The sequence below is a fragment of the Buchananella sp. 103232 genome (genome assembly GCF_058725725.1).
The window spans coordinates 1-15,070 of the sequence record NZ_JBZXJM010000030.1 but is presented as its reverse complement, the minus strand read 5'-3'; the positions used below and the strand labels follow the sequence as shown (position 1 = coordinate 15,070).

8 protein-coding genes are annotated in these 15,070 nt (G+C 66.0%); 3 read left to right on the top strand and 5 right to left on the bottom strand.

Features of this window, described 5'->3' with window-relative positions:
- Positions 1-615 precede the first annotated feature (615 nt).
- Positions 616-2,025 (top strand): IS3 family transposase, encoded by a 1,410-nt coding sequence (locus AC4PWQ_RS04720; RefSeq protein WP_371152722.1) that lies wholly within the window; start codon positions 616-618, stop codon positions 2,023-2,025.
- 283 nt (positions 2,026-2,308) lie between these two features.
- On the top strand, positions 2,309-3,235 hold the full coding sequence (locus AC4PWQ_RS04715; RefSeq protein ID WP_371151571.1) for a TatD family hydrolase: 927 nt from the start codon (positions 2,309-2,311) through the stop codon (positions 3,233-3,235).
- A gap of 176 nt (positions 3,236-3,411) precedes the next feature.
- Here AC4PWQ_RS04715 and metG read toward each other — a convergent pair whose 3' ends face one another.
- A complete protein-coding gene (metG, locus tag AC4PWQ_RS04710; RefSeq protein ID WP_492089920.1) occupies positions 3,412-5,217 on the bottom strand; it encodes a methionine--tRNA ligase in 1,806 nt (601 codons plus the stop codon).
- Positions 5,218-5,334: 117 nt separating this feature from the next.
- Positions 5,335-6,249 carry a 16S rRNA (cytidine(1402)-2'-O)-methyltransferase gene (gene rsmI / locus AC4PWQ_RS04705; protein WP_492089919.1) on the bottom strand — a complete coding sequence of 305 codons (915 nt, stop codon included), beginning with the start codon at positions 6,247-6,249 and terminating at the stop codon, positions 5,335-5,337.
- Between the two features lie 42 nt (positions 6,250-6,291).
- Here rsmI and AC4PWQ_RS04700 point away from each other — a divergent pair, with 42 nt between their 5' ends.
- Entirely contained in the window at positions 6,292-8,406 is a 2,115-nt protein-coding gene (locus AC4PWQ_RS04700) for a dolichyl-phosphate-mannose--protein mannosyltransferase (protein WP_492089918.1), read from the top strand.
- A gap of 641 nt (positions 8,407-9,047) precedes the next feature.
- Here AC4PWQ_RS04700 and AC4PWQ_RS04695 read toward each other — a convergent pair.
- The 3 genes from AC4PWQ_RS04695 to AC4PWQ_RS04685 form a co-directional block, all read right to left on the bottom strand.
- A complete protein-coding gene (locus AC4PWQ_RS04695) occupies positions 9,048-10,139 on the bottom strand; it encodes a hypothetical protein (RefSeq protein WP_371151567.1) in 1,092 nt (363 codons plus the stop codon).
- A 433-nt stretch (positions 10,140-10,572) separates the two neighbouring features.
- Positions 10,573-11,364, bottom strand: coding sequence for a class I SAM-dependent DNA methyltransferase (locus AC4PWQ_RS04690; protein ID WP_492089917.1), 792 nt, complete (start codon positions 11,362-11,364; stop codon positions 10,573-10,575).
- Positions 11,365-11,465: 101 nt separating this feature from the next.
- Positions 11,466-14,252: a class I SAM-dependent DNA methyltransferase gene (locus tag AC4PWQ_RS04685; protein WP_492089916.1), complete on the bottom strand. Its 2,787-nt coding sequence runs from the start codon at positions 14,250-14,252 to the stop codon at positions 11,466-11,468.
- Between the last annotated feature and the right edge of the window lie 818 nt (positions 14,253-15,070).

The window sequence follows — 15,070 nt, the reverse complement described above, 5'->3', positions numbered from 1 at the left end:
CACGCGGGTGATGCAGGGTCCGGGCCACTCATGGAAAGTGGCCGCGCTGATCGTAACCAGTTTGTTACACAGTTTGTCTACCGGTTGGGCCCGATTCACATGCGCGTGGCGGTGCTCACTGCGCACACGCCAGGGTGTTTACCCCGGCATTGCAACGCTTCAGCGGGACACGGGGGCGCCGGCGCCCAGACTATTCCCAGGCGACGGGGCAGGCCGGACGGGCGGCGGGGCGTGCTCGCGGCCGAAGATGTTGGCGCGGTAGAGCCGGCCGCCGTACGCACAGGCAGCGGGGAGATGCGGCCGAAACGCAGTGCGCGCAGGCAGCATGGGCCAGCGACGGCGGTGCCGTGCGCGCAGGCAGCAGGCGCCAATCCAGCATCTCCCGCGCTCTCCGCCCCAACCTCGGCGTCAAAACTGGTGGCTCGGGCGCGGGTGTGCGCAAGCGATTGAGGGCTTAGTGCACCTCTCGTAGGGTTGGCCCACCGATCGTGGGCTTAGTGAACCTCTCGAGGGCTTACCCGAGCGGGTAACCCCTCGATCGGTCCACCAAGCCCACAAAAACTGCAGCATGGACCGAACCCTTGTTGTTGGACAGTCCTGGTCTTGGGAGGGATTGTGTCGATAGAGGAGCGTTTTCAGCGTCGGTTGATGGTGCTGGATTTGTATGAGCAGGGCTTGCGGGTTAGTCAGTGTGCTGCGCGTGCGGGCGTGTCGTATGAAACAGCACGCCGGATTTGTCGGGAAGCTGATCGTGACGGTTTTGACCTAGCCCGTCAAGAACGCGTGCCGCGTTTCTGGCCGGTAGAATTAAAGACCGAGATCGGGATGAGATGGCTTGCTGGTGAAAACGCGGGCAAACTCACTCGCGAGTACGGACTACCGGCCGGTTCTTACCCGATCATTTTCGGACGCTGGCTAGAGGACAGAAAAATGGTCGACCCTGAAACAAGCGCTAAAGCCGCATACGAGCGCATTAACCGCGCCCAGAAAGCAGGATATCGATTCGAGCATTGGGGTAAATGGCTGCAAGAAATGCGCCACCACATCGAAACAGCCAAGGCTCAAGCCCCCAACGAAGAAAAACGCCAGGCTTTGGACGCGCTACACGTGGAGCTGCTGGAAAAATCTTGTGCTTTGAGGGATGAGGTTGATACGTGGCAAGAGCTCTTGATCCTCTTGGTCACTACCCTCAAAGCCATACACCCGGTATCAAGACTGTGCGCGATCGTGGGGCTTGCTCGCTCGACCTACTACTGGGCCCGGAAACGCTCGAACCAGCCCAACCCGGACCTAGAGGTAGTCAAGGCAGCCTTTGACTACGCCCAAGGCCGCTATGGGTGTCGGCGCATCACCGCGTTGATCGCTCAGGGCTTTGGCAACTACCCACCCCAGGTGTTCAACCACAAGAAGGTCGCCAGACTGATGAGGATGGCCGGACTGAAGGGGGCCTGCCCGCGTCGTAAGCACTACCGTTCGTTTGCTGGCACTCAAGCCAAAATCCCTAACCGTCTCCAACGTCGGTTCCATGCCGACAAGCCCGGTAAATGCCTGGTCACTGATATCACCCAGATTTCCTGGGCGGGCTCCTGGTACTACTTCTCGCCCTTGCTAGACCTGTACAACAACGAGATCGTGGCCTGGCAGCTAGGCAAAAGCGCCACCACACAACTAGTTACCAACATGATCAAACAGTATGCCCAAAAAGCAGACTTGACCGGGACAGTGATCCACACCGACCAAGGCGGGCAATACTTCTCATACGACTACCGCGAGCTGATTGAATCCCTAGGCGCTTGCCAGTCAATGTCTCGTAAAGGCAACTGCTTGGACAATTCCCCCGCCGAAGCATTCTTCGCCCGCCTGAAAACCGAACTAAACCTCAACTCAAACCCCCACGACGACTATGAAAGCCTGGAGGAACTAATCAGCCAATACATCACATGGTGGAACGAAGAACGAATCGTAAGCAAACTACACACAAGTCCGGTAAACTACCGGCAACAACACTACAAACTCACTGTCTAACAAACAGGGGTCAGTCCAGCAAAAGCTCAAAAGGTCGGATAACCCCACAACCGTTTGCGCAACACCACCCGGCGCCGCCCCGGCGAACGCTCCCGGACCGGAAAGACCGGAGGCCGACAGCACACGGGTCGGCCCGGCGTTGGGAGAGGTCTCGAAGTTGGCGATGCCGGAGGCCGACAGCACACGCGCCGACCCAACGCCCAGCACCCAGCGCCCGGCCCCCAGCGAGGATCACGCCGGCACGTGCGCGGCGCCGCCTACGGCCTTGCTTACCCTGTTACCCATGACTGCTTCCAAGAAGTCCCGCCGCTGGCCGGACCTGCCGGAGCCGCTGGCGGCCCCGGTTACCGATAACCACACGCACCTGCCGCTTCGGGTGGAGGAGATCCCGGAGGTGCAGGGCGAGCGGCCCAGCCTGGAGGAGCAGTTGCGCCGCGCGGCGGCCGTGGGGGTGCACCGGATCGTCACGGTGGGCTGCGAGCTGAATGACCTGGAGGCGGCGTGCGCGCTGACGCGGCTGCCGGGCGTGTTCGCGGCGGTGGCGATTCACCCGAACGAGGCGCCGTTGCACGCCGGCGCGTTGCGGCACGTGGCGGCCGACGCTCCCGACGGCCTGACCCCGACGTTGCGCCCCCACCACGAGGTGGATTTGGACGACGCCCTGTCGGCCGTTGCGAAGGCGGCGCGCCACCCCGACGTGGTGGCGATTGGTGAGAGCGGGCTGGACTTCTTTAGAGGCGGGCCGGGGGCGCGGGCGGCGCAGGTGGCGGCGTTCCGCGCCCACATCGCGCTGGCCAAGGAGCTGGATTTGCCGCTGCAGATCCACGACCGGGACGCCCACGCGGAGGTGATCGAGACGCTGCTGGCGGATGGCGCCCCGGAGCGCACCGTGTTCCACTGCTTCTCTGGGGACGCGCAGATGGCGCAGGTGCTGGCGGAGCACGGCTGGTATGCGTCCATCGCGGGCCCGCTGACCTATCACGCCAACGACTACGCGCGCGCCGCCCTGGACCGGCTGCCGCGCGAGCTGGTGCTGGTGGAGACGGATGCCCCCTACCTGGCCCCGCACCCGCTGCGCGGGCGCCCTAATGCCTCCTACGTGATGCCGGTGACGGTGCGGGCGATCGCCCAGCGCTGGGGCGTGGATGAGGCCGCCGCGTGCGCCCAGCTGGAGGAGAACACGCAGCGCGTCTACCGCTTCGCGGCCTAGGCACACCCCGCCACCGGGGCGCCGCTCGGTCGCTGGCAAAGGGGCCACCGGGGCACCGCGGGCCGGCGGCACGCAGGGAGCCCGGGGCTTCCCCGGACGCAAAAAAAAGGGGGTGGTGGCCCGCAGCGAAAGCTGCGGGCCACCACCCCCTTTTGCAGAACCTCGACCTGTCGGGCCTAACCGGCCATGCGGGCCAGCTCCTCCTCGATGACGGACTCGTCCAGCTTGACGAACACCGGGGTGGGCTTGGCGATCGAGGTACCCACCGCGAGCGGCTGGCTCTTCCAGCGGCGCACGTTGCTGTAGTCGCCCGTGATGATCGGGTAGTCCAGCGGGGAACCGTCCTCACGGCTGACGTCCAGGTCCACCACCTCCTCGATGCGAGGCATCGGGGCCAGGTCGCCTGCCCCGCCCAGCACCTTGTCGATGGCGTTGGCGGAGTGCGGCAGGAACGGAGACATCATCACGTTCAGGTCCGCCACGCTCTGGGCCAGGGTGTGCAGCACGGTGGCCAGGCGCTGGCGCTGCTCCGGGGCCTTCAGGCGGAAGGGCTCGGTCTCGGTGACGTACTTGTTGGTCTCGCCCACCAGGCGCATGATCTCCGCGATGGCGGCGCGCTGGCGGTGGGCCTCGATCAGCGAACCGACGGCCCCGAAGCCGGCGGTGATCGCGTCGCGCAGCTCCTGGTCGATCGGCTCCAGCTCGCCCGAGGCCGGGATCTCCCCGAAGTTCTTGGCGATCATCGCGGCGGTGCGGTTGACCAGGTTGCCCCAGCCGGCCACCAGCTCGGAGTTGGTGCGGCGCACGAACTCCGCCCACGTGAAGTCGCTGTCCTGGTTCTCCGGGCCGGCGGCGCTGATGAAGTAGCGCAGCGCGTCGGGCTGGTAGCGCGCCAGCACGTCGCGCACGTAGATGACCACGGAGCGGGAGGTGGAGAACTGCTTGCCCTCCATGGTGAGGAACTCGCTGGAGACCACCTCGGTGGGCAGGTTGAGCACGCCCAGCTCGCCGGGCTGACCGCCCTTGTCGCCGCCCCCGTTGTAGGCCAGCAGCTCGGCGGGCCAGATCTGGGAGTGGAAGACGATGTTGTCCTTGCCCATGAAGTAGTAGGACAGGCTCTCGGGGTCGTTCCACCACTTGCGCCACGCCTCCGGGTCGCCGCTACGGCGGGCCCACTCGATGGAGGCGGACAGGTAGCCGATCACCGCGTCGAACCACACGTACAGGCGCTTGTTCGGCTGGTCCTCCCAGCCAGGCACCGGGATGCCCCAGTCAATGTCGCGCGTCATGGCGCGCGGGCGGATCTCCTCCAGGATGTTCTGGGAGAAGCGGATCACGTTGGGGCGCCACGTGCCGGTGGCCTCGCGCTCGTCGAGCCACGCCGACAGGGCGTCGGCCAGCGCCGGCAGGTCCAGGAAGTAGTGCTCGGTCTGCACGAAGTCGGGGCGCTCGCCGTTGACCTTGGACTTCGGGTCGATCAGGTCGGTGGGGTCCAGCTGCTTGCCGCAGTTGTCGCACTGGTCGCCGCGGGCCTCGCCGTAGCCGCACAGCGGGCAGGTGCCCTCGATGTAGCGGTCGGGCAGGGTGCGCCCGGTGGACGGGGAGATCGCCGCGCCCATGGTGCGCTTGATCATGTAACCGTTGTCCCGCACCGTCTCGAACATGGCGCGCACCACCTGGTAGTGGTTGCCGGTGGTGGTGCGGGTGAACAGGTCGTAGGAAAGGCCTAAGGCCACCAGGTCCTCGGCGATGATCCGGTTGTTCTTGTCGGCCAGCTCGCGGGCGGTGATGCCCTGCTGGTCGGCCGCCACCAGGATGGGCGTGCCGTGCTCGTCGGTACCGGAGACCATGAGGACGTCGTGGCCCGCCATGCGCATGTAGCGGGAGAAGACGTCGGAGGGAACGCCGAATCCGGCGACGTGGCCAATGTGCCGCGGTCCGTTGGCGTAGGGCCAAGCCACGGCGGAAAGTACGCGAGTCATGCCCGCAATCCTATCGAACGGCGCGCCCGCCCCTTGCAGTGGCGTGGTGAGCCAGTTGGCCGACGTTGCCGCGCCCGCGCCTCCCAAACCCCGCCCGCTCTGTGCACCAGCGCCGTCCTAGCTGCGGGCGGCCAGTGCGGCCTCGTAGAGCTCGCGCTTGGAGACCCCGTGGGCGGCGGCCACCTCCGCGACGGCGGGCTTGAGCCTGGCGCCGGCCTCAACCAGGGCGCTGACTTTGCCCACCAGGGCGGCAGCGTCGGCCACTTGGGCGGGTGCGCCGGCCACCACCAGCGCCACCTCGCCGCGAGCGCCGTCGGCAAAGCGCTCGGCCAGCTCCCCCAGGGGCGCGCGCACCACTTCCTCGTAGGTCTTGGTCAGTTCGCGGCACAGCGCGGCCGCCCGCTCGCCCCCAAAGGCCTGCGCCAGGGCGGCCAGGGTCGCGGCCACGCGGTGCGGGCTCTCGAAGAAGACCAGGGTGCGCTCCTCGGTCGCCAGCTGGGCCAGGCGGCGGGCCCTCTCCCCCTCCTTGCGGGGCAGGAATCCCTCGAAGCAGAAGCGGTCGGAGGCCAGCCCGGAGATCGCCAGCGCGGTCAGCACCGCAGACGGCCCCGGGATCACCGTCACCTCCACGCCCTGCGCGGCGGCCAGCGCCACCAGCCGGTAGCCCGGGTCGCTCACCGACGGCATGCCCGCGTCCGTCACCAGCAGCACGCGCTGCCCCGCCCGGGCGGCCTCCAGCAGCGCCGGGGCCTTGGCGTCCTCGTTGTGCTCGTGAAAGGCGGTCAGCCGGCCCGGGGCGCGCACCCCCAGGCGGCGCAGCAGATCCACGGTGCGGCGCGTGTCCTCCGCCGCGATCACGTCAGCCTGCTTAAGGGCGCTCACCAGCCGGGCGGAGGCGTCCCCCACGTTCCCGATCGGGGTGGCCGCCAGGGTGATCACCCCGGCGCGCAGCGGCCAGAGCGTGGGGGCGGCGGGGGCGGCAGCGTCGTCCACCGGATCCAAATCGACGCGGTCATTGACACGTTCAAGCACGGCTACCTCCCAATAATTTGGCTCCATCGTATGCTTGCGGGCGTGAATGCCACTGCCACCAACGCCGCCGGCCGGACGCGCACCCCCGCGCGCACCAAGGCCAAGCCCAGCGCGGCCAAGACACGATCGGGGCGCAGCGCGGGCAGCCGCCGCGCCGAGCTGACCGCTTCTCAGCGCGTGGAGGAGGTGTACTGGCGCACCCGCCTGGGGCTGGGGACCGTGGAGAGCGCGAAGGACCGCCTGGCCGCGTGGATCATCCCGGCCCTAGTGGGCGTGTTCGCGTTCATCCTGCGCGTGGTCCACCTGGCCCACCCGCAAAAGCTGGTCTTTGACGAGACGTACTACGTCAAGGACGCCTACGCCCTCATGACGCTCGGCTACGAGGCGGACTGGAGCGGGGACAACGTCAACGACCTCTTCGAGGCCGGCGACTACTCCGCCATGACCACCAACGGCGCATTCGTGGTGCACCCCCACGTGGGCAAGTGGATGATCGCCATGGGCATGCGCCTATTCGGCCCCGAGACCGGGTTCGGGTGGCGCATCTCCTCCGCGTTCTTCGGGACGCTGACCGTGATCCTGCTGGCCTGGCTGGTCGGGCGCGTGCTCAACAACGCGGCCTTCGGCATGGCGGCCGGCCTGTTCCTGGCCGTGGAGGGCCAGCACCTGGTGCAGTCGCGCACCGCGCTGCTGGACATCTTCCTGACGTTCTGGGTGGTCGTGGCCATGTGTCTGGTCTTCGTGGACCGCCAGTCGATGCGCGCCCACATGGCCCGCGACCTGGCGGTGCGCGCCGGCGGCAAGCGGCACGGGCACGGCATCGTGGCCCGCACCGGGGTGCGCTGGTGGCTGCTCGGGGCCGGCGTGGCGTTCGGCCTGGCCACGGGCGTGAAGTGGTCCGGCCTGTACATGCTGGCGGTGGCCGGCATCCTGGTGGTGGTGTGGGACGCCTCCGCCCGCCAGCTGGCCGGCAGCCCGAAGTGGGCGCTGCAGTCCCTGGTGCGCGGCGCGATCCCGGCGTTCTTCGCGATGGTGGGCCTGGCGCTGGTGACCTACGTGGCCTCCTGGTGGTCCTGGCTGGCCACCCCCGGCGGGTACAAGCGCGGCTGGGCCGCCACCGAGCTGGCGGAGGGCCGCGTGCCGTGGACGCCGTCCTGGCTGCCGCTGGGCCTGCAGGACCTGCTGGACTACCACAAGGCCGCCTACGACTTCCACGTCGGTGTCTCCTCCGAGCACTCCTACATGTCCCAGCCCTCCGGCTGGCTGCTGCAGACCCGACCGACCAGCTTCTACTGGCCCACCGACTTCTCCCACCGGGGCGGCGCCTCCTGCGGGAGCGACAACTGCGTGGAGGCCATCTTGTCCGTCGGTAACCCGGCGATCTGGTGGCTGGGCTTCCTGGCCCTGGCCGTGGTGCTCTACGGGGCCCTGTGGCGCCTGGATTGGCGCGCCTGGCTGGTGCTGGCCGGCTACCTGGGCCTGTACGTGCCGTGGTTCCAGTACACCGAGCGCACCATCTTCACCTTCTACACCGTCGTGTTCTCCCCGTTCGTGGTGTTCGCCCTGCTTTACGCCATCTGGTTGCCTGGGCACATTTTCCAGTTGCGGCGATCGGCCGACGACGCTGCCGCCGCCGAGCTCGCCTACGAGGCCGCCGAACGCGAGGCCGCCGCGCTTGCCACTCAGAGCGAGGCCGACGCGGAGGGCGGGGCCGATGCGGAGGGCGAGGCCGAGGGCGCCGGCGAGGCTGGTGACGCCGGGGCCGGTGCGCGCGCTGAGGTGAGCGCGCACGCTGAGGTAGGCGGCGAGGTTGCCGTGGCGGCAACGCCTAGGGCCGGCGCAAAGGCCAGTGGCGGTAGGACCGGTGCCGGTAAGGCCGGTGGCGGCGCGAAGGCGCGCGACCGTGCGGTGCCGGCCGGCGCGGCTGTAGCCGGCGCGGTGGCGGTCGAGCCGGAGGCTGGCTCCGAGAGTTGGGCCGAGGCCCTGGAGCGCGTCAAGGCGTCCTTCCTGGGGACGGAGCGGCGCACGTTGGTGGCCCTGAGCGTGGTCACCGCGCTGGTGCTGGCTCTCGGGGTCTACTTCTGGCCCATCTACGTGGGCGACTACATCCCCCACCACGAGTGGTACGAGCGCATGTGGTTCCAGTCCTGGATCTAGGTCCGGGGCGCTGGCTGTAGGGCCGCTGTGGGCCGCCGTTCGGCGGCGCCCAGCGGCCCTTAGCTTTTGCCCGCGCACGCACTTCGTCAGCTACGAACAGGCCCTGCTCCGGCTCCGGCTCCGGGCACGCCCGGCGCCCCGATACGGCCCCTCGCCTCTCTCCACGACGGCCCCTCCCAGCGCCCCGCTACTCCCCCTCCCAGCCCCTCCCTACGCCCCCTCGCAGGCCCCAGGGTCACAAATGCGAGTACGGGGTACATCCGACCGCTTGGGGGCGCGGCACCGACCGGTCACATGTACCCCAACCGCACACTTGTACGCTCGGTGCCACCGCCCACAGCCACACCAACGCACCCAGCGCCTCCCTACGCCCCCTCGCAGCCCCCAGAGTCACAAATGCGAGTACGGGATACATCCGACCGCTTGGGGGCGCGGCACCGACCGGTCATACGTACCCCAACCGCACACTTGTACGCTCGGTGCCAACCCGCTCTTAGGGGCGTGACCCTCGAGGCCCGGCCCGCAGGCCCGTCCGGGCCAGCCGGTGCGTCGAGGCCCCGCTAGCGTGGTTCGCCGCAGGTGCGCGTGACAAAAGCGGGCGGGGCGGTGAGTATCTACTCACCACCCCGCCCGCTTCTTGCCTACTTGCTAGTCTTGACTAGCGACACGAACTCGAACGAACCCGCGTCGTCAGGCTGGACCAGAAGCAGGCGCTCCCAGGTGTGCTCCTCATCGCTCGGCAGCTGGATAGGGCAGAAGAACTGCCCCGGCTTGAACTCGGGCTCCCCGCCAACGAATTCGAAGCCGTCAATGCTCTCGTAGTACACGAAGCCCTTGGGCGCGGCCAAGAAACACTCGGCAATGCCGGCGTCCTTCTGCAGGAAGACCTCGGAGTACTTCTTGTGCTTCGGGTCGTCGCAGCCGCCCACGCAGCCGGTCTTGACCTCGTCTAGCTGTTCCTTGGTCATGTGTTCGAGGGCGGCGGCGTCATCCCCGTCTCGAAGCGCCTCGAAAAGGTCGATGGCGTCGTCCACCTCGGGGGCCGTCACCTCACCACCGCTGATCTCGTAGCGGGCCTCCGTGACTCGCACCGTGTTATACGTGTCGCTGAATTCAAACCGGAAGTGGGCCACGCCGGTGCGCGGACCGCCGGCGGCAACGTCGTCCCCCGCCACGCCAATCTCCTTCACCGTGGCGTAGAAGGCGTCCTCCTCCGCCTTTACGTCTGCGAAGGTCTTGGTCCCGTAGTCGAGCTCGGGCAGGGTGGTGCCGCCCCACTCGACTCCATCCAGGTACTTCCCGTCCTTGGAGTAGAGACCAAGGGATTCGAAGGGCTCGTCGTACTTGGGGGTGCACTCGAACTGCACGACGGTCAGTTCGCCTTCTTCCTCAGCGTGGTAGCCGCTCTGCACAGACTTGATCGTGATCTTGCCGGTGTTCGGCTCGTCAGAAGTAGCAACACCCGCCTTGAAGCTGACCGGTTCTTGGTTGTACTCCCCGTAGCGTTCCATCAGCGTCGCTTCGAAGCACCTGCGGGGCACCTCGATGGAGGCGTCGTTCAGCTCTCCGCCGTTTCCAACCGCTGCCGCGTCGTTCTGCCCCTCGCCGGAGGCGGCGCCGTCGGTGCCTGCGGAGTCGGTCTGCGCGCTCGTCGCTGCCGCATCCTCGCCCGCGTTGTCCTCCCCACTCCGGAAAAAGAAAACCCACGCCAGTGCCACAGCAATGACGCTCACAAGTGCCGTTACAAGAATGACCATGTTCCGCTGGCCGGTTGCGCCAGCCGTTCCGTAGTTTGACATGCAGACCATGTTCTCACCGGCACGCTCGGCTCGCGCAGAATCCCGACGTTTGGCAACCGTCTGTGTCCACTACCACTTCGCAATTGCAGCCATGCGTGGCGGCTAGTGGAAAGGCGGCGCTGGACCGTCATCGATCTCGTTTCGGAGCGCGCGGCCCTTGGCTCTGCCCGCGCCCGCCCAACGCTGCCTACGAGCAGCCCCAGCGCCCCGCTACGCCCCCTCCCAGCCCCCAGAGTCACAAATGCGAGTGCGGGGTACATCCGACCGCTTGGGGGCGCGGCACCGGCCGGTCATACGTACCCCAACCGCACACTTGTACGCTCCGTGCCACCCGCCCACAAACACACCAACGCACCCAGCGCCCGGGTTACTCGTCGAGCGGCCTTTGGGCTACGAACACCATGAGCGGCTGGTCCTGCCCACCTGTGAAGGGAGTTCTTTCCCAGTCCCGGTGGCAGGCCACCAGTTCCAGGCCCACGCACCGCAGGTCCCCTACCACTTGGTCAAAGCTGCGAAACTGGAGCCGTTGGGTGAAGGAGGCGTCGTAGCCGTCTGCCAGGAACAGGTTTTCCAGGTGCATGGTCACTACGCCGGCGGAGTCGGGCAGCTCCGTCCGCCAGGTTTCCTTCAGCGGGCCGATGGGGGTATCCCGCACGGTTTCCGCTCCGTTCCATTCGAGCCAGGCCCGAGCCTCGGGGTTGCGTGTCTCGAAGGCGAGCGTGCCGCCGGGGGCCAGCGCTTGGGCGACGTCGCGCAACGTGGCCGGCCATTCCTCGCCCAGGATGTGCATGGCGACGTTGCCTGTCATGAGCACGAGGTCGGCCCGCAGATCCAGCCGCCGCAGCGCGGCGCTGGTGCCGCACACCCACTCCACTTGGTCGCCGTGCGGCTGGCTGCGGGCAACGTCGAGCATCGCCTGGGCCGGGTCGATCCCCACCACGCGCCGTGCGAGAACTGACTGCCCCGATTCGCCGACGCTCTTGGCGTTGCCGGGGTCTACCAGCTGCGCCGTGAGGAGGCCGGTGCCGCAGCCCAGGTCTACGACGGTGCGCGCGCCTAACTCATCGACCAGGGCCCGATAGAAGGCGTGGTCGTCCCCGGAGGGGTTGTCGTGATCGTAGATCGCTGCCAGGTGGGCGTCGTCGTAGTCGTAGCTCATTGGGTCCTTGGGACTATCGGTGGTGGGCAGTGCCGCGCGCCTGCCCCAGACCGGCAACTGCGCGCAAACAATTGTGCAAGGCGGCTACTGCGTTGAGCAGTTCAGGCTGGCGCGGCGGTGAGTTCGCTGTAGCGGGCGAACAGCACCTGCAGGCGCTCGGTGTTATCGGCGAGCGGGTGCTGCGCGCCGAACGCCTTGTCCACCAGCAGGTCTAGGGCGTCGTGGGCGGCTTGGAGCTCCGGGGAGAGCTTGCCGGGCTCGTAGTGCTTGGCCAGGGAGCGCTCCGGGTGCAGCGCGCGGGCGGCGAGCACGGCCTTGCCCGCCGCGATGATCTGCGCGCGCAGTTCCGGCGCCACAGGCGGCAGCGGGAGGTTGTTCCAGACAAGCGTGTTAGAGAAGCGCACGTCCGACTTCAAGCGGCCACCGACGGTCTTCTGCCAGGTGATGAACATGGACGAGCTCACGATCGCAAAGACGAAACCGTCCTCGTCCGGGCAGGTGAACACCAGATCGGACGCGATCACCTCTGGACCTAGGTAGTCCGCAGTGAAATAAGCACGGTTCTCGCTTGCCACCTTCGGAATACATACGTATGAAAGCTCAGGTTGCCGGCGTTCCGCGAACAGGTGCGGGATTTCTGCCAACGCTGCCGTTGCCGCACGCTTCGAGCTCAGCCGCTTCTCACGTACCGCATTTGTCAGCGCCTGCAGGTGACGGCTAGCGGTGATGTCAGCCGGCTCGAACGCCTCCGTGTCCAGCCAGTAGCACCATCGTTCCTTCGAATGGATCAACTCCTCTGATCCCACGAACCTGTGAAGGTACTTTGACGCGATCGCGTCGCTCCTTACCTCGTCAAGATCATCAACGGAAACCACAAAAGGTGCCGTCGGATTTGCCATTGAACCGAAACTGACTGCGGGAAGGGCTGTAGAAACCGGCTTCGTCCGTGACTGCACGTTTACCGATGCAGAGTCCATCAGGTACGCGTTTATGTTGGTAGCGCTGATCTCCACTGCCTCATTGTTGCCCACGCCGTATGTGAACAGCCTAGGCGCGGTTGCCCTTTGCCTGCTGAATCCGACTATCACGCAGTGGACTGCCGCTGCACCCGCCGACTCCGTGGTCCAGGGGAAGGACTGGTGAGCAAAGGAAATCTTCCATCCGGCCCCCATGATAGGGTCAAACATGGTAGCTACCGGCTCGCCCTGAACAATCGAGTTAGTAGATACGAACGCAAACTTGGCGGCGTCTACCGCACCAAGGTAGTCGCTCGCCTTCTTGAACCAGCACGTCACATAGTCCAAGTTCCCCGACCGCGGCCCCCAGGTGTCGGTAACGTCTTGCTTTTGCTCCTTGGTCATCAGACGCGCACCTGCGAACGGCGGGTTGCCCATGACGTAGTCACAACGCTCGGCCGGCAGAACGTCGTTCCAGTCCACCCGCAGCGCGTTGGCGTGCAGGATGTTCGGCCGCTCCACCAGGGGGAAGTCCTTAGAGGCGATGTCGTAGAGCATCTCCGAATCGCCGTTGGCCTTCAGCCGCGAAATCCACAACGCCGTCTCGGCAACCGTCACCGCGAAATCGTTGATCTCAATCCCGTAGAACTGGTTGAGCGAGACGCGGTCCCCATCCAAAGCCTCGTCCGCGAAAGTGAAACCAGCCTGCCCGTCCATGAGCTCGTGCAGAATCTCATCCTCCAACGCACGCAGGCACAGGTACGTCTCGGTGAGGAAGTTACCGCTCCCACAGGCCGGATCAAAGAACGTCAGCCCGCACAGCTTCTTGTGAAAACGCTTCAGCCGGTTCTTCTTTGCGCGCGGCGTCTGCCCCTCCTCCGTCCGAATGGCGTTGAACTCGGCGTACAGCTCATCCATGAAGAGCGGGTCGATCACCCGGTGAATGTTGCGCGGGCTCGTGTAGTGCATGCCGCCAGCCCGCCGAGTCACCGGGTTGAGCGTCGACTCAAAAATGCCACCAAAGATCGTGGGCGAAATCTTGGACCAGTCCACCGGGCCAGACACCTGCTCCAACAGGAAGTCCTTCATCTCCGGCGTGAAGTTGGGAATTTCCGTGTCCTCGCGGAATAGACCACCGTTCACGTAAGGGAAGGGCTTCAGGTCCAGGTCGTACTGGTCGCGGTCCGGGATGTCCGTGTTCAAGGCGGCAAATAGCCGCTTGAGCTGCGTGCGCACGTGGGCCGGCGGAACGTCGCGCAAAAACTGGTGAAAGGCGTCCTTCGGGAACAGGTCCGCGTCCTCGCAAAACAGGCAAAACACGAGCCGCACGCACAGCACGTTCAGCGCGTGCATCGTCTCAGGCGAATCGGCGTCCAGGTAGCCCTGGCGCATCTGGTCGTAAAGCCTGCCAATCAGGGCACCAGCCTGGATGGAGACCTGCTTCTCCTTCTCCAGGCGACTGTTGGCCGGGTCCAGAATGAACGCCAGGTACTCCGGGTGCTCAGCCAACTCCCGCAGGCTGAACTCGAAGGCGTTGGCCGCCAGGTCGGCTTTCGCGTGCTTGTCGCGGTCGTACACACGGAACGTGCCGAAGTTGCAGGTGACCACGTAGCGCGGCTGCTCCACACGCGGCATGTTGTCCACGTAATCAAGCGCCTGGACAAGCGGCGTCTTCAGCTCGCCCTGTCGCAGTTCGGCCTTGTTGAGGTCGACGTTCATGCCCTTTTGCTCCACGAGCACGCTCGCGTCCCGCAGCCACACGTCCACGAAACCGCCGTTGGGTAGCCGATGCTCGAACTTCACCTCGGTGGCGTGCTGGTAGCCGATCGCCGCAAGCAGCTCTAGCCAAAACTTGTGCGTGTCGCCCTTTTCGTAACCCTGGCCGTCCCAGCGCTCCACGAATGCCCGCACCTGCTGCTTGTTGACCGCCACCTTGCACCCTTCTGTTCGAAGCCATGCACAGCCTACCGCGCGGCCAGCGGCCCCTTTCTGTACGTTCCGGCAAGGGTCGGTTACAGCGGCACGCGACGGAATTGCCCGCGAAATGGTGGCCGGGGGGTGCGTGCTGAGAAAGCTACTTCATGGCTGGGCAGCTCATGGCTGGGCAGCTTATGGCTGGGCCGCTTATGGCTGGCCCGCCCTCTCGGTGGTCTCGACGTTTGGGTCTTCGGCTCGACGTTTGCCACTTCGTCTCGACGTTTGCGTCTTCAGCTCGACGTTTGGGTCTTCAGCTCGACGTTTGGGTCTTCAGCTAGACGCTTGGGCCGGGTTTTCGTCGAGTTGCGGCATCGAACGTCGAGTTGGGGTTTCGAACGTCGAGTTGGGGTTTCGAGCGTCGAGGTTCACGCTCCGTGTGTGGCGCCCCTGGCTGCCTTAGTTGATGACGCGCTCCCGGCTTGGTGCGTCGGTCCCCCTGTCAACTCGACGTTCGGCTCTTCAGCTCGACGTTCGGCTTTTCAGCTCGACGTTTGGCCCTTCAGCTAGACGTTTGGGCCGGGTTTTCGTCGAGTTGCGGCATCGAACGTCTAGTTGGGGTGTCGAACGTCGAGTTTCACGTTCCGGGTGGAGTGGCTCTGGCTGGCTTGTTTGATGACCTCCCACCGGCGCTGCGCGGGTCCCCCTGTCAACTAGACGTTTGCCCCTTCGTCTCGACGTTTGGGTCTTCGGCTCGACGTTTGGGCTGGTCTTTCGTCGAGTTGAGGCATCGAACGTCTAGTTGGGGCTTCGAACGTCGAGTTGGGGTTTCGAAC

Coding starts and splice junctions, on each gene's coding strand:
- AC4PWQ_RS04715 (WP_371151571.1), top strand. CDS start 2,309: ATGACTGCTTCCAAGAAGTCCCGCCGCTGGCCGGACCTGCCGGAGCCG.
- AC4PWQ_RS04690 (WP_492089917.1), bottom strand. CDS start 11,364: ATGAGCTACGACTACGACGACGCCCACCTGGCAGCGATCTACGATCAC.
- metG (WP_492089920.1), bottom strand. CDS start 5,217: ATGACTCGCGTACTTTCCGCCGTGGCTTGGCCCTACGCCAACGGACCG.